The sequence below is a fragment of the Halalkalibacterium halodurans genome, assembly GCF_004376175.1.
GTDB classification, from domain to species: domain Bacteria; phylum Bacillota; class Bacilli; order Bacillales; family Bacillaceae_D; genus Halalkalibacterium; species Halalkalibacterium halodurans.
On record NZ_SNUY01000044.1, the window covers coordinates 13,577 to 34,644 of the forward strand.

The window sequence follows — 21,068 nt, forward strand, 5'->3', positions numbered from 1 at the left end:
ATAGGATGCGAAAGCAGAAAGACAAACTTCATGCTTCATGTAAAAAAGAAACACGCTCTCTACTCGGTTGTAGAGAGCGTGTTCTTTTCTTCCTAGACAAGAAACTTTATTGGTTTTGTTGACGATTTTGTTGAGCTTGTTGTTGCTTTTTCGCTTCTGCTTGCTGGTTTTGTTGCTTCACTTCTTGAGCGTTTGTTTCGCTAGCAAATTCCGTAGCAAAGCCAGCGTTTTGCTCAGAAGCTTGGTTTTGACGCTTTACTTCTTGAGCGTTTGTTTTAGAAGCTTGCGGTTGTTGTTGGCGCTTGTTGTTCATTCGGTATCACCTCCACGGTAGTTAAGGTGTCCAGGTGATATCCGTTTTATCCAAAAAATTTTTTATGTGAGCAAAGAAATTCCGCCATCAACAATTAATGTTTGTCCGCGAATCATGGACGCTTCCTCTGAGAGGAGGAAAAGAACTGCATTCGCTAAGTCACTTGGCTCAACAATTTTGCCTGCGGGTGTGCGTTTAGCTGCATCTTCTAATAGCTCGTCACGATTCGGGAAATGCGTGAGCGCATCCGTATCAACGGCACCACCCGAAACTGCATTGACGACAATGTTTTTTGGCGCAAGTTCTACTGCGAGGTAACGGGTAAGCGCCTCTACAGCAGCTTTTGACACCCCGACTGTCGTGTAGTTTTTCAAATAGCGAATCGCCCCTAACGAGCTTAAGCTAACAATTTTCCCACCGCCGTTTTTCTCCATTCGCTTAGCAGCTTCCTGAGCACAGAACAACAGGGCTTTGCTGTTGATGTCCATCGTCCAATCCCAATGACTTTCCTCTAATTCCATGAGCGGGCGTAGAACTCCTGAAGCGGCATTGTTTACAAAAACATCTAAACGACCATATGTATCATCAATTTGGGCAAATAGCTCTTCAATTTTATCCCGCTTTCCCACATTTGCTTTTACAATCAATGCTTTTACGCCTTTTTGTTCGATTTCCGCTGCCGTTTCTTCCGCAGCTTTTCTGCTTCTCGCATAATTAATGACGAGATCATAGCCACGATCAGCTAAACGCAAAGCAATTTCTTTACCAATTCCGCGGCTGCTTCCTGTTACGAGGGCCACTTTTCGTTCCATTTGTTTCACTCCTCTTTCAATTCATCACTTCATTATATCGTATAGCGAAACGAGTGAACAGGCAGACTAATACAGACTAAAAGGAGGCGGAACAGATGTATGTTGGCAGAGATATGACGGAATTGTCGATGATGAAAAAAACGGAATGGACTGATAAGGAGCTTGCATACTTCCACCACGGTTTGCAACAAATGATGCCGTATTTAAATGCAGAGGGAGCCACCATTCACCGTGAAATTATCGAAGAAATCGAACGGCGGGGTGGCTTGAAGCAAGATGCCACTTGGACTCAAGGCTCACAAATCCATCCGGATTAACTTCACAAGGTTGCAGCGCATTCGCGTTGCGACCTCTTTTCTTTTTATAGGCATTTCTCACCCCATCCGTTAAAATGAAGGAGAGAAGCTACCGTTAGAATAGGAGTGTCTTTATGATTAAACCATCACGGAGGCTAGCTCCGCTTGCAACAAGTGTTTTTACAGAGCTTGCAAACATGAAGGAAGCCTACAAGCAAGACGGACGTGAACTTATTGACCTAAGTATCGGTAGCCCAGATCTACCACCTCCAGATTTTGTCGTGCAGAAGATGAACGCTTATGTTTCAAACCCGAATCAATACGGGTATGCCATTACTGGATTAGCAGCTTTTCATGAAGCGGTGGCTCAGTTTTATCAGCGACGGTATCAAGTGAATGTGAAGCCACATCAAGTTCTTTCTCTTATGGGTTCTCAAGATGGCCTTGCCCATCTCGCCCTCGCATATGTAGATGCCGGTGACCTGCTTCTAGCTCCTGACCCTGGATATCCGATTTATGCTGCGAGTGCTCATATTGCTGGTGCCGAGCTCTATACGTATCCTCTCAATGAGGAGAATCAATTTATGTTTGATGTGGAGACATTACCAGACTATGTGAAGCAAAAAGCAAAGCTAATGATTGTCAACTATCCCGGTAATCCAACCGCGGCAATGGCAGATGCGGCCTATTTTGAAAAACTGGTTGCCTTTGGCATCGAGCATAACATTCTGATCGTTCATGACTATGCTTATTCTGAATTACTATTTGATCAACGAGAAGCTTTGAGTATTTTTTCTGTTCCACGTGCTTTTGAAACAGCGATAGAATTTAATTCCTTGTCGAAAAGCTTCAACATTGCAGGAGCGCGAATCGGTTATGCCATCGGAGCTGAATCGATTCTCCAACCATTGGCTGCACTAAAATCTCACCTTGATTATGGCGTGTTTCTGCCTGTCCAGTATGGGGCCATTGAAGCACTAGAACATGGTGATGCGTTTTTAGAAACTCAAAGAGAACTGTATGAAAAAAGGCGGAACACATTTGTTGAAGCGCTTCAACTGAATGGCTGGACAGTGTCTAAGCCTGGGGGCGGCATGTTCATTTGGGCTAAAATTCCTGATGATGGGCGAGATGCCATGTCGTTTGTCAAACAAGCGATGGAGCATGCCGGTGTCATTGTTACGCCAGGTCATGCTTTCGGAAATGAAGGAGAAGGGTATGTTCGAATGGCTCTCGTTCAACCAGAGACCGAGCTACGGAAGGCAGCAAATCAACTAGCGCAAATTCTCTAAACAAAGGAGTGTTTCTGATGAAGGCAGTTGTATATGAACAATACGGAGATCCGAGTGTATTGAAAGTCATGGACGTGCCAAAACCGACGATTGGACCTACCGACGTCCTTATCAACGTAAAAGCAAGCGGCATAAACCCCGTCGATACGTATTTTCGTAAGGGCATCCGCCAAGTTGAACAGTTTCCACACATTCCTCACTTTGATGTAGCCGGAGAAATTGTCGAAATAGGATCTGACATACAAAACTGGAAGGTCGGTGACCGCGTGTGGGCGACAAACATAAAGGGAGCCTCCGCCGAGTATGCCCTCATTCCTGAGCATCTGCTCTTTCCGCTTCCAAAATCGGTCAGCTATGAGGAAGGTGCCGCGTTAGCTATGACGTTTATGACCGCCCATCTATCATTGTTTGATCGCGGACGGTTACAAAAAGGGGAAACCGTCCTCATCTATGGAGGCTCAGGAGCCGTTGGTCATGCTGCGATTCAACTCGCAAAGCGAGCAGGCGCCACCGTCATTACGACTGCCGGTGACCGTGAGAAAGGGGAAATTGCTAAACAAGCCGGGGCTGATCAGGTGATTTTCTATAAAGAGGAAAGCGTAGTGGACGCAGTAGGCAAAGCAACGAATGGGCAAGGGGTTCCTCTCATTTTAGATATGTCTCTTAGTGAAAACATGGCCCAAGATTTTGACATCCTTACGACTGGTGGACGAATTGTTGCAATCGGCTCTCCTGTTGATAATACACCGCCTCTTTTATGGCGCCAGCTTAATATGAAGCATGCTTCGTTAATCGGCGTCCTTGTGTTCACAGCCCCTAAAAACGTTCTCCGCCAAGCAGGAAAAGAGATCGCTGAAGGCTTTGAACAAGGGGAACTATCCGCCTATATTGGAAAGGTTTTTCCCATCGATGAAGCGGCTCATGCCCATCGCGCGCTTGAAGCCAAGACCTATCAAGGGAGAATCATTTTGTCGCACGAGGATTAAAACCTTCCTCTCCTTCGCACACTAATCATAAAAGCGGAGGAAGGAGGCGTTTCATTTGGAGAAAGAGACTTATTACGTCAATCTAAATCCGATTAGCATGGATACGTTAAGTGCAACACCAGCTAACGACGGACAAATGATCGAATATGAAGTGCGTGTGACCCCTACAGAAAAGGAAGCATTGGAGCAGCTTCTTCATAGCGCGCAAAAGCATGATATGGAGTTAGGCAATATGTTTTCGTTCCGCCACTTTGATGATGAGAAGGTGGACCAAGACAAAGATGACCTTCAATCTAGTCTCAATGACGTCTATGAAGCGATTTATAAATACGGAACTGACGAGACGAAAAGACAGATTCAAGAAATTCACTTAGTAAATGACGATCAATGATGAAAAGCCTCGTTTTTGCGAGGTTTTTTTCATGAGATAAATCTAGTGCAGCATTTAGTTCATATAGTCCGTACATTCATCCTCACTATGATTTGTTTTTTCCGTCGTCCTCTCCCAATAGGAAGATTCTTCAATAAACGTTTCCTTTTCACAAAATTGAACGACCTCCTTATCTCTTTTCGTCACTCCGTATAAGTATTCCAAGTGAGGCTCGTCCGCGAAAACGACCTTGTAATGCCCATGATATACACTATCGTTGATTAAATATTTTGGCTCTATATAGGATTGATTCAATAGATCGTCATCTGTGTAGCCCATCGCTTCAAGATGTGTAGTGACATTTTTCGTTACGATAAATTTTTCATACGGGTTGCCGTGATTCAAAATGTACATCAAAACAAATGGGGCCGCAATAAAGGCGACTACTATGAGACTAAATCAATAAAAAGATTATTTTCTTTTTCATATACGTTGTCCTTCATTAAAAATTAGAGTAGGATTGTCCTCCATCCACATTAAGGGTAGCACCGACGACCCAACTTGCTTTCTCCGATGCTAAAAATACGGCCACGTTGGCGATCTCTTCTACGGTTCCGAACCGTCCGGCTGGGATATTTTGATCGATAAATTGCTCCATTTTTTCTCGGTTTTCTTCTAGCCGTTTTTGCCAGTTTCCGGTTGGGTGTAAGATGGAGCCAGGGGCAATTCCGTTTACACGAATGCCATCACGAATCACTTCGTCGGCAAGCGATTTCGTGAAGGAAATCATTGCTGCCTTTGCGCTGTTATAGGTTGCTTTTCCCCCTGATTCTCTGCCAAAAATAGATGAAATGTTAATAATGGCTCCAGATTGCTTTGCTTTCATGACAGGTAACGCTAATTGACTGAAGTGAACAGCAGAGAAATAATTCAGGCTAAAGGCCTCCTCAAATAAGGAAAGCTCCGTTTCCGAAATGAGGCCACCGTTACTCCCCCCTGCGTTGTTAACAAGGATATCAATCGTTTCGTATGTCTCAAGCAATTGGCTAAATACTTTTTCTCGCCCGTTCTTGTCAGTTACATCCGCTTGAATCGTCAAAACATTTCCTAACTGACGTTTCGCCACTTGAAGCCCGTGCGCATCTCGAGCCACGATCGCAACTTTTGCTCCCTCCTCTACAAACGCTTGGGCGATCCCCTTTCCGATTCCCTTTGACCCACCTGTTACGAGTACAACTTTATCCTTCAGCTGTAAATCCAATGGTATCGTCCACCTTTCTTAGGTTCCCTTGAATGATTTTTTGATGAGACACGGGAAACGCGTAGTTTTCAATCGTCCTGTCATCCACCCAATCCGCCTCAAACTTGTCATTGAGTGACGGAACTCCTTTGACTGTTGCTTCATACACGCGAATGTTCCAAATTAAATGAGAGAACACGTGCTCCACTGTTTGTACGTATTCCCCAACTGCAGCATCTAGATGGAATCGTTCATGTATGTAATCTCCTAGTACTTGTTGTGCATTTTTTGTGCTTTCCAATTCTACGTTTGGAAATTGCCAAAGCTTGGCCAAAAGTCCTTTTTCAGGCCGACGCTCAATTAGAACTTGTCCTTTTTCATTACGAATTACCGCGGCGATAAGTTGCTTTGCTTTCGGCTTTTTCTTTTTCGCTTTTATCGGGAGCTGCTCCTGTACTCCTGCAGCAAAGGCCCGGCAATGGTCACGAACGGGGCAGAGAAGACAGCCCGGTGATGTCGGTGTGCAGACTAAAGCACCTAACTCCATAAGCCCTTGGTTGAAAAATGACGGATTTTCTTTTGAAATGAGATCGTATAACAGTGATTCGAACAATGTACGTGTTTTTACTTTCGCGATATCTTCTTCAATATATAATACGCGGGATAACACACGCATGACGTTCCCGTCTACCGCCGGTTCTGGTTGATCGTATGCAATGCTCAAAATGGCTCCTGCTGTATAAGGACCAACTCCCTTTAATTTCGAAATTTCCTTCCGAGTGGACGGTACTTCACCGCCGTAAGATTCCACAACTTCACGTACAGCGGATTGTAAATTTCGCGCTCGCGAATAGTAACCGAGCCCTTCCCATGCTTTTAGCACTTGATCTTCCTCGGCATACGCAAGAGTTTCCAAGGTCGGGAACTGTCTCATAAAGGCTTGGTAATAGGGAATCACGGTGTCGACCCTCGTCTGTTGTAGCATGATTTCTGACACCCAGACGCGGTATGGGTCTTTATTCTCCCGCCACGGTAATTCCCGGTAATGGTCAGAAAACCATGTAACTAAATCATTCTGAAATGTCGAAATGTCAAAATCTTGTAGTATCTTACTCACGATTGATCCCCCTGTTTTTTTCGTTCAAACGCCCAACAATGGATAGCTGAGGCTCCACCTTCCACCATCGGAATAATTTTTCCGAACAGACGATGATCTTCTGATTGACGGAGTTTTTTTAGTACATGATAATGGGATGTAGTTGGCACTTCAAACATTTCCACATATAAATAAGGTTGATCGGACGCAACGAACCATTCGATGTTTGAGGCTTCATATAATGGAAGCTCCTGCAAAATCTCCTTCATCACTTGCTCGTATTCATTTATTGTTTCTTTTTTTATTTTGTACTCTATAAAGATTTGTAAAGATTGAGTCATTTTTCTGACACTCCTCTGTTGTTTCCTTGCAAAATCGGGTATAAATATAATAAAGGCTTCAAGGAGGAATACACTAGATGGATACAGGAACCCATGTTGTCATGGGGGTTGCCCTCGGTGGCCTTGCTGCGATCGATCCTGCAGTCACCAATGATCCAATGATGAAGTCGACGGTCATGATCGCAACAATCATTGGTTCTCAGGCCCCCGATTTTGATACGATTTTAAAGCTTCGCAATAATGCTGTTTATATACGAAACCACCGCGGTTTGACCCACTCATTGCCCGCCTTGTTCATTTGGCCATTTCTCGTGGCAGGTGGCATTTGGTTATTGTTCCCAGAGTCCGCCTTTTTCACGTTATGGCTATGGTCTTTCATCGCCGTTTTTTTGCACGTTTTTGTTGATATATTTAACGCCTATGGCACTCAAGCCTTACGTCCCATTTCGGATCGCTGGATTGCTCTTGGAGTGATTAACATTTTTGATCCATTTATCTTTTTTGCTCATGTAGTGGCTATTTTTTGTTGGTATCTAGGAACAAACCCTATCCCAACATTTCTACTTCTTTATTTCGTACTCACATGCTACTATGTATGGCGCCTGAAATTAAAACATGAGATCGTGCTCAAAGCAAGGAATCATTACCCAGAAGCGACTCACGTGTTCGTTTCACCGACCCTTCACTGGAACAAGTGGCATGTGGTGATTCGAACGAAGGAGATGCTCTATGTGGCAAGGGTAAAGGATCGTTCGTTTACATTTTACGAGCAATACCCTTTTGAGCCAATTCCAGACATCCCTGTTTTAAATGCCGCACGAAATGACAAAAACTTAGCTGCCTTCTTATCGTTCTCTCCCACCTATCGTTGGGAAATCAACGAACTGGAAGAGGATGTCACGGAAGTTCGGTTTTATGACTTGCGTTACCGCTCGAAAGGCCATTATCCGTTCGTTGCATGCGTACAATTGGATCAAGATTTGAACGTCATTCGCTCTTACACCGGCTGGGTTTTCAGCGAAAAAACGTTACAGAAAAAGCTCGAAATCGTTACTGAGTAATCATTTTTGACACCTTGTAAGAAGCTCCTTGCAAGGTGTTTTAGTGTTAATGTTTTAAGTGATTATCCTTCGATAAAAAGGAAAATTTATGACCGGATGGTTTGTACTGATGCAGATAAGGCCCGTATTGTTCGATCCATTTTAGAACGATTTGCTCGGTCATGTCCTGTCCTTTGTACGTTCTTCCAGCTTTAGCTCGAGTGGATTCAAAATCTTCCCAAAGGCTTTCTACCCATGTTCTCGCTTGCCCGTAGCTTAAATGATTGTTTGCTTTTAACAGTTGTTCGGCTAACCGTTCAAAACGATCTTCCATTACCTTTTCCTCCTTTAACAACAATTTTCGATCATATGACACATCGTTCTCCCTCATACTAAAAAATGAAATCGGATGAAGGAGGCATTTTCATGAGAAACAAAGCACATGGCTTTCCCCATCGGATTTCATTTGACGGTGAACCAGATCGAGCAAAGCATGCTTCCAAACGTGCAAATGGCACAATTAATACGAAGCCGCAGGAGCGAATGAATCAAGCAAATCCTGATCAATAGGTCGCTCAGCTAAGACATGGAGGGATCGACATGGGAAAAGATCGAAAAGACAATCCGTTTTTCTACAGAGATCCATTTCATTCACCGCGAGCTAATCCGAAACATGCGTTCCATCAAGTGAATGGAGAAACGCAGCAAAGTCTTCATAACCACGTCTTAGAGGTAGATACACGAAAACGCACCTAATCACCGTCTTTTATTTCGCTCCAATGCCTCGTATGGCATTGGGGTGCTTTTTCTTTATCCCTCCCTAGACAATTGTTCCCCAAGTAAGGATATCGGTACCGCCTCCAGCTTCGCTTCTTCATTTCGATAGCCCCAAGCGAAACGCCCATTTAAATATGAAATATGAAACGTTTCCTCGTCATTTCCGAGCTTGTAAGTAGCTCCAGGTTTAAAATCGTTCGGGTCCAATAAATAAGCCTTCGCCATAAGCATCTTACGTTCATATACAGCAAACTCATTCATTTGTCCGAGCTGCTCAGCCTTTTTTGCTTTATCATTTAGACGAGAAATTTCTGTTTGTAGCTCAAACTCTGTCATCTCACTATATCGTTTTTCTTCCATTAGACAACCTTCCTCCTCAGTCATTTAAGTACCGTTCAATCATTTCTAACGAGAAGCCTTTTCGATATAAGGCTTGCTTTACTTTTTGCTGCAATTCCCATCCTGCCTTTTTCCCTGCATATTTTCGCATCGCTTTTTCACCAAAGGCTTTTAAAGCTTCCCATTCCTCTTCTTCCTCTTGCTTAATCGGGACATCAGCAAAAGCCTCCTCAATTACAGGAGAGGTATATCCTTTTGCCAGTAACTGCCGTGACAATTTTTGCTTCCACGCTAGAGACGAGCCTTTAAAGGTACGACCCTTTTGCTTTTCAAGCCATGCTTTCACCTGCTCTACTTGTTCTTCATAAGAAAAAGTCGTAAGAGCGCCTTCTATCGTCTTTTCACTCACCCCTTTTTCCGCGAGCTCTTGCTTTAATTTTAATGGGCCCTTTGACGTAGTGGCACGTTTTGTTTGAATGAACGCCTCTGCAAAGGCATGATCGTCGAGTAGCCGTTGCTCGGTTAAGCGGTGAAGCACGTGTTCGATGATAGGCTCCTCTCGATCCTTCTTTTTTAAATACGTACGCACTTCATGAACCGAACGCATCCGATATGACAAATAATGCAAGGCGAGATTGAATGTTTTTTGAACCTCATCTTCGTACAGGATCTGCTTCATTTGCTCCGCATCAATATCTAAGCCTTTTCTTAACCCTTGCTTAATCAATACTTGTTCGTCTACGCTAAAGGCGTATACATCTTGGCCGTTTTGGTGAATAAAAATATTGTACCGCTCATTGTTTCGCTTCTGAACTTCGATTCGGGTAATGATTGCCATCACCCATCATCTCCTTCATTCGTTCTCTTTTCAATGATAGCACGGACTTACCCATTCCTAAAGAACAAGCAAATTTTTTCACATCCAAATGAATCGTAATGGAAAAAAATGATGATGTTGTTTATGTTAATTTTTATTAAAAGCCCTTCCCTTTTTTATAAAATCAAAGTATTATATTAGAGTAATCAGGAGTTATTATGAGTAAACATAAGGAATTTGTACTATAATTCAATGTCAGCACATTATTTCGCTGATTTCAACTAAATACGTTTTGGGAAGGCAATTGGTGCGCCACCAGTTTTTCTGGTTCTAGTGGGTTCGATTCCCACCCCGAATTTATTTGCATCACATGATAAATTCGAGGGTGGACGGCCTATTCGCCCTCGATTAAAGGAGGGCTTTTTAATATGGTGTTAAAAAGACGAGACGTTGCCGATTGTCACGTTTTGTATGATTTGATGATTGACCCAGCTGTTTTTCCATATGTTCGGCAAAAAGCCTATTCTTATGAAGAGTTTGTGTTTTTGACAAAGCAGACGATCGAACTTGAAGAACAAGGCCGTCTCATTTCACGAACGATTGTAGATGAATGGCAGAGCCCGATTGGGGTCATTACGTTATTCGACCTTCAAAATCATCGTGGTTTTTTAGGCACATGGATTGGCAAACCATATTTCGGTAAAGGCTATAACCAGCTTGCGAAGAATGCCTTTTTCACCGAATTGTTTTTTACCCATCAAATAGAGACTGTTTTTATGCGCATTCGTACTGGAAATCGTCGCTCGATTGAAGCGGCAAAAAAGCTGCCTTATTGCTCGCTTGCCAATGATCTTCGCCCAGATTTGTTTCAACAATTAAATCCTGATGGGCACAGATATGATTTATTTCAAGTAGAGCGAGATCACTATCATTTGCACACATTACGCACCGCCAACACACAGCATGAAGCCATGGAAGCATAAAAGAAATGGATAATGTCCCCCACTCCTGTTCACACTAATGAAAACTTCCTTTAGGAGTGAGTATAATGGACAAAAAGCAGCGTATGGCAGAAGGACGGAATCGACTAAAGAAAGCTCAGCAAGTAACATATCAATCCGATTTCAAAGCAGCAGATCGCCAGTTTGAAAACACCAAAAAGTAGTAGGAATATCCGATTCTAGCCTGGTCACACTATGGTGGAAAGCCACTGCAAAAGCTTTCTTTAAGAACCAGGTTAGGAGGAATCTTACGTGGGTAAAAAGAAACGAAATAAAGAGGAATTTGAACAGCAGCAGTATAACGAAGAATTTGCCGATGCGGAAGATTTGGAAGCTGAAGCTCGCGCAAAGGCAGCAAATCAACGGGCGAAAAAAAGAAAAAATAAATAGACTAGGTTGAATGGGCTTCGCTACTGGTGAGGCCCATTTCCTTTGCATTGTAGCTACTTTTACATATTTTTTTCAAAAAATCTGTTTTTTTTACCTTCTTTTCTGCGTTTCACCCCCATCTGTTATAAACATGCTGCAAACCATTGTGACATTAAGGTTTGCCATCTCCTTTACTGGCCTCCATTTCCCTATCTAATTATTCAAACTGTCAGGAAACCATACAATATGGAAGCATTTCATAAGAGCAACGTTCTTAGCGAACGCTATCCCGCTTCAAGCCGATTAACCCTCATTAATCATGATTGAGCTTATTTGCCAATTACACGAGGTCACTTTATGATAAAAAAGAGATTTGAATTGCAGGTTCAATGCAATGAAAAAGCCTTCAAAGGAGGATTCATTATTAACAGTCAAATTGCAACCGCCCCTCCCAAAACGTTGGATACCACAATTACGATAGGAAAACCAACAGTGGAAGATGGCGCGGCCATGTGGGAACTGGTTAACAAGTCAACGCTCGACACGAATTCACCTTACAAGTACATTATGATGTGCGAATACTTTGCGGAAACGTGTGTTGTCGCAAAGGAAAACGAAAGATTGGTCGGATTTGTAACGGCCTTTATTCCACCTGAACACCAAGATGTTATATTTGTTTGGCAAATTGGTGTTGACTCATCACAACGCGGGAAAGGTCTCGCATCCAAATTGCTTCAAGAATTAATTTCACGTGATATCTGTAGCAATGTAAATTATGTTGAGGCAACTGTTACCCCTTCAAATAAAGCTTCACAGGCTTTGTTTCAAAAGCTAGCTCGGGAGTATAACACTCAATGTGAAGTGAGTGAATGTTTCTCTGAAGATTTATTCCCTGGCGATGATCATGAAGCTGAATTAACTTTCCGTATCGGTCCCCTTCACCCGTAAACCTTTCATTTTCTTAACAAGTAAGAATTGTTAAAGGGGTTTTTCGAACGGTCATAATACCTATACCGAGTATCGGTATCTAAATACAAGGAGGAGCTTATTAAACATGAGCCAAACAGATATGAACGTTTTTGAACAATTGGAATCGGAAGTTCGAAGTTATTGCCGTAGCTTTCCAACCGTTTTCACCAAAGCAAAAGGTTATAAAATGTGGGACGAAGCCGGGAAAGAGTACATTGATTTTTTCTCTGGGGCAGGCGCCTTAAACTACGGACATAATGATGAGAAAATGAAAAAAGCGCTTGTGGACTACATTATGGATGACGGAATTACCCATTCTCTCGATATGGCCACAACGCCAAAGGGAAAGTTTTTACAGAAATTTCATGATGTCATTTTAAAACCGAGAAACCTTGATTATAAAGTGATGTTCCCTGGACCTACTGGGACAAATACCGTAGAAAGTGCGTTAAAGCTTGCGCGAAAAGTGACTGGCCGTACGGATATTATTAGCTTTACTAACGGATTTCATGGCATGACGATCGGTTCCTTGTCTGTGACTGGGAACTCATTCAAGCGAAAAGGGGCCGGAATCCCTCTCACGAACGTAGTGACTATGCCTTATGACAATTTTGTCAGTGAAAGCCTTGATACACTCGATTACTTGGAGCGCTTTTTAGAGGATGGCGGTTCAGGTGTTGAAATTCCTGCTGCGATGATCCTTGAAACGGTTCAAGGAGAAGGCGGAATTAATGCCGCTCGTACAGAATGGTTGCAGCGAGTAGAGAAGATTTGCAAACGCTGGGGAATTCTCCTCATTATTGATGACGTTCAAGCTGGAGTGGGACGCACTGGCACGTTCTTTAGCTTTGAAGACGCAGGGATTACACCTGACATCGTATGTTTGTCAAAATCAATCGGTGGCTTTGGGCTTCCGTTAGCGATTACCCTCTTCCGACCTGAGCTAGACATTTGGGCACCAGGTGAACACAACGGAACGTTCCGTGGAAATAACCACGCGTTTGTCACAGCGACCGAAGCCTTGTCTTATTGGGAAGATGATTCCTTCGAAAAAGACATTCAAGAAAAATCAGCAACGATCTCTGATTTCCTTGTTAAGCTCGTAACGGAATACCCTGAAATAAAAGGGGAAGTAAAAGGAAAAGGGTTTATGGTCGGAATCGCGTCTGATGTAGAAGGCTTTGCTTCAAAAGTGACGGAAGAAGCATTTTCCCGCGGTCTCATAATGGAGACTTCAGGTCCGAACGATGAAGTGTTTAAGCTATTCCCGCCACTCACCATCGATGATGAAGGGTTAGAAAAAGGGTTAGCTATCATTGAAGAAAGCATCAAAGCTCTTGTCGAAACCAAAGAGCTTGTCATGCAATAACTTACACGAAAACGAATCGATCCAATAGGAGGAACAGACATGAAAGTCGTTAAATTAGAAGATATCATTGGAACAGAACAAGAAGTTAAAGGGGAGAACTGGACGAGTCGCAGACTGCTCTTAAAAAAAGATGGAATGGGCTATTCCGTCCATGACACTATCATTAAAGCAGGGACAGAAACGCACATTTGGTATCAGAACCACCTCGAAGCCGTGTACTGCATCGAAGGCGAAGGTGAAGTTGAGACAGTCAAAGACGGCAAAGTGTGGCCGATTAAGGCGAATGAAATTTACGCACTTGATGAGCACGACGAACATTTGCTACGCGCCAAAACCGATATGCGTATGGTTTGCGTCTTTAACCCACCAATTACAGGGAAAGAGACCCATGATGAAAATGGTGTGTATCCGCTAGTCGACGACGAATAATGAGAAAAGGACGTAAGCCTGAGGCTTGCGTCCTTTTCCCCTTTATATTGTTAATGGAGCAAGTTTATATTGTTAATGGAGCAAGACGGGTTTGAATTTGATGTCTTCTTTTTCAACACCCATCTGTTCAAGAAATTCATACACATCTTCTAAAGACGTCACAGGGTAACTCGTTTGACATAAGTGCGATGATTTCTCGAGATTGGCCATAAATGCTGCTTTGTCCTTGATTTTACTTTCAAACATGGTCATCACTTTAATCACTTCTTCGTCCTTTTCAAAAGCTAATAGACCACTATTTTCATTGAAATATACGATAAGTGGAACGTTCGTATAAGGGTGCAGGAAGTGAGCTTTGTATAGTTTCATCTTATCATCCCTCCCTAGCCTCTCTTTTTATCGTATAAAATGAATGACAAGAAAGCAACAAAATGCCCTCGTTTTTTTTCCGTTGACTGTTGCAGTTAGTGTCCTCGTTCAAAAGAGCAAAAGGAGGAGGCCACGTGACCTCCCCCCTCTAGTTATAAAGGCGACTATTCCCATGGTATTTTTTATTGTATGCTGGTATGCTTACCCGGCCTGTGCGAATATCGTTATTCACAATCGCCAATAAGCTTCCACACGCCCCACTCACCTGTTGTTCCCGGCTCTTCACCTGTCGTCCACCATTTCGCTTCATACAGCTTCCCTCCATGCTGAACTTGGTCTCCGCCTGTATACACATTGTTTGCCTGCCATGTCGGAGCAGTACACCCGTCACCGCCAGTTTCAGATTTCGTTGTGACTTGGAGAGCTTGACCCGCATGACGGATTCCGTCTTTATGTTCAGCAGAAACGACAAACGTATACGTCGTTTCAGGCTGCAAATCCTCGATCGTAATCGTTGTATGAGTGGTCGTTTTTTCTTTTGAATCGTAGGCTACCGAGTATTGCGTTGGCTCTTCGGTCGGTGCCTGCCACGTAAGGGTAACAGTTGTTGACGTAACCTCAGTCGCCTGAATGTTAGTCGGTGCTAAAGAAGGCTCTTCTGGTTCTTGCCCTTCATCTGGAGTAAAGCCAAGCTGATCCGCTAATGCCGTAAGTAGCGTTCCGTTATGATCACCGCTCACATCCCAAAACATGGAGCCTGCTAGATTATTAGATTTAATAAAATCGGTCTTGTATCGGAAAGACTCTTCATCATCATAGGTGATAAAGTTACCATTTGTTGCATTATATAAGAAAGGAACCTTCGCTACATCGTTCCAATACCGCTGGTAGCCATTCTTGTTAATATAATGATCCTCAAGATCAGAAAAATCGAAGACACCGTTTTCCCATGTTCCTTCACGCGGAGGAGCGCAGCGCTGATACTCGCCTTGATTGGCCCCATCGCAGTTGCTCCATCCCCTACCGTAAAAAGGCATGCCTAATACGAGTTTATGTTCTGGCACCCCAGCTTGTAAGTGCCCTTCAACAGCGCTTTCAACATTAAAATGTTCTGGCGTCGGCAACTCCGTATTTGCAGTAGCTGGATCATAGTAAAGCGGGGCGTTATGACCGCTAATGTTTTGCCAGCCACCGTTAAAATCATAGGTCATGATGTTGATCCAATCAACAATCTCAGCAATTTCATTGAGCTTATTGTTTTCCACATATCCAGGGCTAGCACCTGAAGCGATCGTCAATAAATAGTCTTTGCCGTCCTCCTGCCCCGCCTCATCTAATTTGTCTCGCACCTCTTGTAAGAGCAGGACGTGATTTTCTTTATCCTCTGGACGACGGCTATTTCCGGGAAGACCTCCACTCACTGGATACTCCCAATCAACATCGACACCGTCAAACCCGTATTTACGAATAAACTCGACGGCTGAATTCGCGAAGTTTTCTCTCGTCTCTTTCGTTGCCGCCATGTCAGAGAAACGGTTAGACCATGTCCACCCACCGACTGAAATTAACGTTTTTAAATGAGGATGCTCCTCTTTTAATTTGTTCAGCTGCTTAAAATTCCCACGAAGTGGCTCGTCCCATGTATCACCTGGGTTTGACTTTTGTGCATCAATCTAAGGATCACCCATAACAATCGAACCATTTGGAACATCAATCACTCCATTTTCATCTTGACACGACCATGTTTGCGGATTAGGTCCTGCCGGATCTGGATTTCCATGCCTCCCGTCCCAGCAAATATTTGCGAAGGCATAGTTTATATGACTAATCTTAGACGCATCAATGTCCCACACTTGGTAATCACGGCCATAAGCTCCCCATGAAGGATAGTAGGCGACAATTTTGTATTGGTCGTCCGACGTTTCAGCTGCACCTACAACCTGATCAGCTGGCATCCATGTGACCACTAGTAAAACAGTGACGATCCATATGAGCAGTTTCCCCATTCGTTTACGAAACCTCATTCATCTCTTCCTCCTCATCAATTTTTATTTGTAGTAACAACATCAAAAATAAAAGTTACTACTAAAATGATCATAAATGTAATAACAAATATGTTCAATATTATTATTAGAATCTTTAGAAAATAGTTCCCTTTATCTATAAAGAAAATATCTTTTTTACTAGTTTTATTGTTAGATTTGCGAAAACATGCGGTGGTCATTTGTGTGAATTTTGTCCTGTTATAACCTTTGATGATTCTATTTGATACTTATTTTTTAGAAAATGTTATAATGAACGTGAACAATAATCATACTGATTGATAGTCATTTAATCGACCGAAAGGAGTCACAGCGGACGTGAATAAAAAAAACATTGATCAATCTCTACACTCCTATGTTAAAAATGAGTTAGTTAACGCCATACAACAAGGGGTTTATCCAGTTAAATCTCAATTGCCGACAGAGGCTGAACTATGCCAAATGTACGACGTTAGTCGAACAACGATTCGAAATGCATTACAACAACTCGTAATCGATGGCTATGTAGAGAGAATTCAAGGAAAAGGAACCTTCGTCGCAAGCCGCAGAGTAAAGCAAACGTTATCTGCAACCGAAGGAAATTATAGTGAACAGCTACGCCTGCAAGGGAAAAAACCGAAAATACAAGTAATTGATTTAACTGTTGTTCCATCTGATGAGCTTTTGTCGGCTATGCTGGAAATTGACGAAAATGAACCTGTCCACCGCCTTGAACGTATTCGTTATGCAGACGACGCCCCTCTACAATATGAAATTTCTTATTTGCCTTGGCGCAAAACGACTTGGTTAACGAAAGAAGGCTGTGAACACTCTCTCTATCAATTGCTGCAAAGTCATCCTGATCTATCATTAGCAAAGACGAAAGAGCATTTGCATATCGTCCTCGCTGATGAAGAAGTCGCTGAAAAGCTATCAATCTCTATTGGAGATCCTTGTATTCAAATTGAAACCCATGCGTACTTAGCGGACGATACAAAAATCGAGTATTCCATTGCTTATTTTCACGGTGAAAAGGCGAGCTTTACGATCGAACGAAACTACCAAAAACCGACTCAGACGTCATAAGTCAGAGTCGGTTTCGTTGATTATATAAGGGTGACATCTTCGGCTAGCTTAATCCTTGTTAAAATTTCAAATTCTTTCAAACGGCCTTCCACATAAGAAGAATGCTGTCTCAACACTTCGTCAATGTATGCTGGATGACACATGATTTCTATCGTTCCGTCATACGCTTTAAACTTTTCATAGAGCTCAATGAAATACTTCTCCTTTACACCCTCTCCGTAGAAGCCTGCATCAATGACATCAGACCAAAGCCTAACCCCGTTTGGTGGATTTCGAAATCCAGTTCGCACAGGGAGGTCATATTTTTGCGCAAGCCGTTTGATCACGGGAATGATCGGCTCCCACGTGTGGATGTGGTGATGGCTATCGAGATGAGACGGTGTCATCCCTCGTTTATAAAACTGTTGAATTTGCGCCTCCCACTCAGCTTCCACTTCTTCTTCGCTCAATCCATGTTCTTTTAATAACGGATATTGGCTCGTAAGGCGAAATTCCCCTTGGGGATTGATTAATGTAGGGCAGTCGGTTGTTATCGGTGCACCGCAGCTTAACGTTAAATGAACCCCAACCTTTAGCTTAGGATACTTCTCCATTAATTGAAACGCGTGATTAGTTGCGGGCATGTTCGTCAGCATCGTCGTGGACGTTACGATGCCTAGCTCGTGAGCATCAACAATTCCATAGTTTACGCCACGTGATAATCCGAAATCATCTGCATTGACAATCAGTTTCACGGTGTAGTCCCCCCTCTAAGTTTCCCTCTTATTATACCATAAAATTGTCATTACGTATAAAAAGGGAAATAAAAATAAGTAACTACAATTAATAATTGATTAGTAATAACAAATATGATATATATGTACTAGAGGAAGCGTTTTCTTTTGTTATTGAAGGAGGAGAAAAAATGTCACTTAAAGTGGTTATCATCGGTGGAGGTTCCAGCTATACCCCCGAAATTATTGAAGGATTGATCACACGGTATGATCAGATACCTGTTCGTGAAATTGTTCTTGTTGACATCGAAGCTGGGGCAAAAAAAGTCGCGATTATCGAAGCTCTATCTAGGAGAATGATCGAAAATTCAGGTTATCCGATCCATGTTCACAGCTCATTTGACCTACGGGCATCCTTAGAAGGCGCAGATTTTGTGACGACACAAATCCGTGTCGGTGGACTGGAAGCAAGGGAAAAGGATGAGCGCATTCCGTTAAAGCACGGATTGATCGGGCAGGAAACGAATGGAGCTGGTGGAGTCTTTAAAGCGTTTCGCACAATCCCTGTTTTGCTTGAAATTGCCCAAGCGATTCACGACATTTGTCCCCAAGCTTGGATGATCAATTTTACTAACCCAGCGGGAATTGTGACAGAGGCCTTACTGCACCATAGTCCACACAAAAAAGTTGTTGGTGTATGCAATATCCCATTTAATATGAGGACTGGAATTGCCGAAATGTTTTCCTGCCCTGTCGAACAAGTGGAGATTGAGTTTATTGGCATGAATCATTTTGTGTTCGGAAAAAGGGTGTTTATTCGCGGCGAAGACCGGACGACCGAAGCATTAGCGAAACTAACGGAAGACAAGGTCGATTACTCTCCAGCAAACATTGTCTCTCTTGGGTGGTCTAAGGCGTTTGTCACAGCGCTCCAGCTGCTGCCAAACCCTTATCATTTATATTATTTCCAAACAGAGGAGGTGTTAAAAAAGGATCTCGATGCTTTTAGAAACAATGGAACGAGGGCTGAAATCGTCAAGCAAGTAGAAGATTCGCTTTTTCTGACGTACCAAAATCCATCATTATCAGAAAAACCGAAAGAGCTTGAGCAGCGCGGTGGCGCCTACTATAGTGAAGCGGCGTGCAACTTAATGGAAAGTCTCTATACGAACAAACAGGACATTCAGACTGTGAACACACTTAATAACGGAAGTATCCGAGATTTACCGGATGATGCGGTCGTTGAGATTAATGCTGTCATTACAAAAGACGGCCCAAGACCGCTTGCGATTGGAAAGATTCCACCACATATTAAAGGGTTAATCGGGCACATGAAAACGTTCGAACAGCTTGTTATCAAAGCTGCCCTATCCGGTGATTATTACGACGCTTACAATGCCCTCATCATGAATCCTCTTGTCGCTGACGAAAAAAAGGCAAAGGTCGTCCTAGACGAATTGCTAGATGCTCATAAAGAGCACTTACCCCAATTTTATCGTAAGGGAGCTGTTATTTAGAGCCACAGGACAAATTTCTGTAACCCTTGATATTACTGATTCCATTCAATTTGCTACTATAGATGTGTTCCCATACCTTTTTACGTGATCAAGTTCTTTATGTTTTGTCAAACCTCAATTTTAGCGATTTTTGGCCATAATCAGCCATTTCACCATATCGTCATTCTAGTTATTTACAGGATTTTTATGGAAAACGGAAACTTTGATCATTCAGGCAAAAAGAAAAGCCATAATGGTGCTCCTTTGGTAGAATAGAAGTATCTAGCAACTATCACGAAAGGAGTTCATTATGACTACCTCTATCATACCAAAATCTTATTCAAATGTAATCTATCTTCAACCTTCTTTTTCATTTACAGAAGATTCATTTTCTTCTTTACGTCACCTTCCTTATGTTAAATTAGGGTTGGAGTTTCCTTGGGAGGAGGTGTTCTCTCCCATTGAACAAGAATTTCTCCAAGCACGGTTTGAATATCATTTTAAAAAACGAACTTCAACGGATGCAGCCCCATCTTCAACAGAATTATTTCCAGATATTCCACAGGACTTGAGCACATTGCCTACGAGATCTGCCAAAGGACGAAAAGGAGTGAACTTTTATGCTTTATTAAAAGCTTTCCTCTTGGCTCCACTCCTCTATGTGGAAGTAATGGTTTCCAGTGTACACCTTCAAGTTATTGGGAACTCTGACTTCCGGATGGTCTGTGGTTTTGATACACGACCATCCTTGAAAACATTTGAACGTTTTGATCAGATCATGATTGAAAACGGACTTTGGGAGAAAGCTCGGCAACTTATGGTGAGCTACAATCTTTTTCACGGTATCGTAGGAAAAGAAGAACAACTCGCTGTAGATACCACCCATGTAGATGCGGAAGCCACTGTCCATAAAATGAAGAAATGTAGCCATTCTGAGCCATGTCATTGCCCAAAGATTCCTACGGATGATAACGTAGGCGTGATGAGAAAAAGCAATACCGTCACGTACATTGCACATAAAATCTCCTTGGTCTGTGGTGTAGAGTCTGAACTTCCTTTGTCCAGAAGTGTGTTTAAAGGAGACGAACATGATGCAAAAACACTAGAACCCACTTTGGAAAAGGTAACGGAAGATCTTCCTGAAGAGTTCCTAAAAACAGTGCAATACGTGAGCGCAGATGGGATTTATCAATCAGCGGACAATCAACAACACACAAAATCCATTCTTAAAGCAAAGCTATTGGCTCCCATAAATCCACGTAAAATTCAAGATAAAGCACTTGAATCTTGTGGCATGACCAAGCTGGATAGGTATGGTGTTCCTCATTGTATTAGTGGCCATAAGTTACAATTGAAAGGGTTGGATGAAGCAAAAGAACACTATGTTTGGACTTGCCCAGTCTTTGATCCAAAATACAAGCAAGAAGGACTTTCCTGTTCGAATGAACAGCATATTCAATGCTGTAATGGCGCGAAAACTGGTAGAACGCTTCGTATCCATCAATCGATGACACCACAAATTGATAC

The 21,068-nt window shown here is 42.7% G+C and carries 27 protein-coding genes and 1 pseudogene; 16 read left to right on the top strand and 12 right to left on the bottom strand.

Annotation, left to right across the window (positions count from 1 at the left end):
* Nucleotides 1–106 precede the first annotated feature (106 nt).
* Both E2L07_RS13870 and fabL read right to left on the bottom strand, forming a co-directional pair.
* A complete protein-coding gene (locus E2L07_RS13870; RefSeq protein WP_010897111.1) occupies nt 107–313 on the bottom strand; it encodes a gamma-type small acid-soluble spore protein in 207 nt (68 codons plus the stop codon).
* A gap of 62 nt (nt 314–375) precedes the next feature.
* Nucleotides 376–1,125: an enoyl-[acyl-carrier-protein] reductase FabL gene (fabL, locus tag E2L07_RS13875; protein ID WP_010897110.1), complete on the bottom strand. Its 750-nt coding sequence runs from the start codon at nt 1,123–1,125 to the stop codon at nt 376–378.
* Nucleotides 1,126–1,220: 95 nt separating this feature from the next.
* Between fabL and E2L07_RS13880 the strand changes: the two genes are divergently transcribed.
* The 4 genes from E2L07_RS13880 (at nt 1,221) to E2L07_RS13895 (ending at nt 4,090) form a co-directional block, all read left to right on the top strand.
* Nucleotides 1,221–1,442, top strand: coding sequence for a hypothetical protein (locus tag E2L07_RS13880; protein ID WP_053432599.1), 222 nt, complete (start codon nt 1,221–1,223; stop codon nt 1,440–1,442).
* A 113-nt stretch (nt 1,443–1,555) separates the two neighbouring features.
* Nucleotides 1,556–2,713, top strand: a complete 1,158-nt coding sequence (locus tag E2L07_RS13885) for an LL-diaminopimelate aminotransferase (protein WP_134229854.1) — start codon at nt 1,556–1,558, stop codon at nt 2,711–2,713.
* 17 nt (nt 2,714–2,730) lie between these two features.
* Nucleotides 2,731–3,699, top strand: a complete 969-nt coding sequence (locus tag E2L07_RS13890; RefSeq protein WP_134229855.1) for an NADPH:quinone reductase — start codon at nt 2,731–2,733, stop codon at nt 3,697–3,699.
* Between the two features lie 55 nt (nt 3,700–3,754).
* Nucleotides 3,755–4,090 (top strand): hypothetical protein, encoded by a 336-nt coding sequence (locus E2L07_RS13895; protein WP_010897106.1) that lies wholly within the window; start codon nt 3,755–3,757, stop codon nt 4,088–4,090.
* Between the two features lie 54 nt (nt 4,091–4,144).
* Here the strand turns inward: E2L07_RS13895 and E2L07_RS13900 are convergent, their stop codons facing one another.
* From E2L07_RS13900 to E2L07_RS13915, 4 genes are all read right to left on the bottom strand, one after another.
* Nucleotides 4,145–4,474, bottom strand: a complete 330-nt coding sequence (locus tag E2L07_RS13900; protein ID WP_243854961.1) for a DUF3139 domain-containing protein — start codon at nt 4,472–4,474, stop codon at nt 4,145–4,147.
* Nucleotides 4,475–4,571: 97 nt separating this feature from the next.
* Entirely contained in the window at nt 4,572–5,330 is a 759-nt protein-coding gene (locus tag E2L07_RS13905) for an SDR family NAD(P)-dependent oxidoreductase (protein WP_134229856.1), read from the bottom strand.
* Nucleotides 5,308–6,426, bottom strand: coding sequence for an A/G-specific adenine glycosylase (gene mutY / locus E2L07_RS13910; protein ID WP_134229857.1), 1,119 nt, complete (start codon nt 6,424–6,426; stop codon nt 5,308–5,310). The genes E2L07_RS13905 and mutY overlap by 23 nt, the downstream gene beginning before the upstream one ends.
* Nucleotides 6,423–6,746 (bottom strand): hypothetical protein, encoded by a 324-nt coding sequence (locus tag E2L07_RS13915; RefSeq protein WP_134229858.1) that lies wholly within the window; start codon nt 6,744–6,746, stop codon nt 6,423–6,425. The genes mutY and E2L07_RS13915 overlap by 4 nt, the downstream gene beginning before the upstream one ends.
* Nucleotides 6,747–6,823: 77 nt before the next feature.
* Here E2L07_RS13915 and E2L07_RS13920 point away from each other — a divergent pair, with 77 nt between their 5' ends.
* Nucleotides 6,824–7,807, top strand: a complete 984-nt coding sequence (locus E2L07_RS13920) for a metal-dependent hydrolase (RefSeq protein ID WP_134229859.1) — start codon at nt 6,824–6,826, stop codon at nt 7,805–7,807.
* Between the two features lie 46 nt (nt 7,808–7,853).
* On the opposite strand, the gene E2L07_RS13925 is transcribed toward E2L07_RS13920, so the two are convergent.
* On the bottom strand, nt 7,854–8,120 hold the full coding sequence (locus E2L07_RS13925; protein ID WP_010897100.1) for a YfhJ family protein: 267 nt from the start codon (nt 8,118–8,120) through the stop codon (nt 7,854–7,856).
* Nucleotides 8,121–8,212: 92 nt separating this feature from the next.
* Here E2L07_RS13925 and sspK point away from each other — a divergent pair, with 92 nt between their 5' ends.
* Together sspK and E2L07_RS13935 are read left to right on the top strand one after the other, a co-directional pair.
* Complete coding sequence (gene sspK, locus E2L07_RS13930; RefSeq protein WP_134229860.1) at nt 8,213–8,356, top strand: small, acid-soluble spore protein K; 144 nt, start codon at nt 8,213–8,215, stop codon at nt 8,354–8,356.
* A 30-nt stretch (nt 8,357–8,386) separates the two neighbouring features.
* Nucleotides 8,387–8,542 (top strand): YpzG family protein, encoded by a 156-nt coding sequence (locus E2L07_RS13935; RefSeq protein ID WP_134229861.1) that lies wholly within the window; start codon nt 8,387–8,389, stop codon nt 8,540–8,542.
* A 54-nt stretch (nt 8,543–8,596) separates the two neighbouring features.
* Here the strand turns inward: E2L07_RS13935 and E2L07_RS13940 are convergent, their stop codons facing one another.
* Together E2L07_RS13940 and recX are read right to left on the bottom strand one after the other, a co-directional pair.
* Nucleotides 8,597–8,923: a YfhH family protein gene (locus E2L07_RS13940; RefSeq protein WP_010897097.1), complete on the bottom strand. Its 327-nt coding sequence runs from the start codon at nt 8,921–8,923 to the stop codon at nt 8,597–8,599.
* Between the two features lie 16 nt (nt 8,924–8,939).
* The gene (gene recX, locus E2L07_RS13945; protein WP_053432590.1) at nt 8,940–9,740 is read right to left on the bottom strand and encodes a recombination regulator RecX; all 801 of its coding nucleotides are present in this window, start codon (nt 9,738–9,740) and stop codon (nt 8,940–8,942) included.
* A gap of 410 nt (nt 9,741–10,150) precedes the next feature.
* Between recX and E2L07_RS13950 the strand changes: the two genes are divergently transcribed.
* From E2L07_RS13950 to E2L07_RS13970, 6 genes are all read left to right on the top strand, one after another.
* A complete protein-coding gene (locus tag E2L07_RS13950) occupies nt 10,151–10,702 on the top strand; it encodes a GNAT family N-acetyltransferase (RefSeq protein ID WP_041821274.1) in 552 nt (183 codons plus the stop codon).
* Nucleotides 10,703–10,767: 65 nt separating this feature from the next.
* Nucleotides 10,768–10,884 (top strand): YfhE family protein, encoded by a 117-nt coding sequence (locus E2L07_RS13955; protein ID WP_010897094.1) that lies wholly within the window; start codon nt 10,768–10,770, stop codon nt 10,882–10,884.
* Nucleotides 10,885–10,972: 88 nt separating this feature from the next.
* The gene (locus E2L07_RS20870; RefSeq protein ID WP_010897093.1) at nt 10,973–11,110 is read left to right on the top strand and encodes a hypothetical protein; all 138 of its coding nucleotides are present in this window, start codon (nt 10,973–10,975) and stop codon (nt 11,108–11,110) included.
* 357 nt (nt 11,111–11,467) lie between these two features.
* Complete coding sequence (gene ectA, locus E2L07_RS13960) at nt 11,468–12,037, top strand: diaminobutyrate acetyltransferase (RefSeq protein WP_010897092.1); 570 nt, start codon at nt 11,468–11,470, stop codon at nt 12,035–12,037.
* A gap of 106 nt (nt 12,038–12,143) precedes the next feature.
* The gene (ectB, locus tag E2L07_RS13965; protein ID WP_010897091.1) at nt 12,144–13,427 is read left to right on the top strand and encodes a diaminobutyrate--2-oxoglutarate transaminase; all 1,284 of its coding nucleotides are present in this window, start codon (nt 12,144–12,146) and stop codon (nt 13,425–13,427) included.
* Nucleotides 13,428–13,466: 39 nt separating this feature from the next.
* Nucleotides 13,467–13,856, top strand: a complete 390-nt coding sequence (locus tag E2L07_RS13970) for an ectoine synthase (RefSeq protein ID WP_053432589.1) — start codon at nt 13,467–13,469, stop codon at nt 13,854–13,856.
* A 72-nt stretch (nt 13,857–13,928) separates the two neighbouring features.
* Here the strand turns inward: E2L07_RS13970 and E2L07_RS13975 are convergent, their stop codons facing one another.
* Nucleotides 13,929–14,225 (bottom strand): hypothetical protein, encoded by a 297-nt coding sequence (locus E2L07_RS13975; RefSeq protein WP_010897089.1) that lies wholly within the window; start codon nt 14,223–14,225, stop codon nt 13,929–13,931.
* A 224-nt stretch (nt 14,226–14,449) separates the two neighbouring features.
* Nucleotides 14,450–16,180: pseudogene (locus tag E2L07_RS13980) on the bottom strand (glycosyl hydrolase family 18 protein).
* Between the two features lie 405 nt (nt 16,181–16,585).
* Between E2L07_RS13980 and E2L07_RS13985 the strand changes: the two are divergent.
* Nucleotides 16,586–17,332: a GntR family transcriptional regulator gene (locus E2L07_RS13985; protein ID WP_010897087.1), complete on the top strand. Its 747-nt coding sequence runs from the start codon at nt 16,586–16,588 to the stop codon at nt 17,330–17,332.
* A 20-nt stretch (nt 17,333–17,352) separates the two neighbouring features.
* On the opposite strand, the gene chbG is transcribed toward E2L07_RS13985, so the two are convergent.
* Complete coding sequence (gene chbG / locus E2L07_RS13990) at nt 17,353–18,066, bottom strand: chitin disaccharide deacetylase (protein ID WP_053432587.1); 714 nt, start codon at nt 18,064–18,066, stop codon at nt 17,353–17,355.
* A gap of 170 nt (nt 18,067–18,236) precedes the next feature.
* Here chbG and E2L07_RS13995 point away from each other — a divergent pair, with 170 nt between their 5' ends.
* On the top strand, nt 18,237–19,562 hold the full coding sequence (locus tag E2L07_RS13995) for a 6-phospho-beta-glucosidase (protein WP_053432586.1): 1,326 nt from the start codon (nt 18,237–18,239) through the stop codon (nt 19,560–19,562).
* Nucleotides 19,563–19,989: 427 nt separating this feature from the next.
* Nucleotides 19,990–21,068: transposase (locus tag E2L07_RS14000; RefSeq protein ID WP_134228778.1), on the top strand; the 1,079-nt coding region annotated here is incomplete at its 3' end.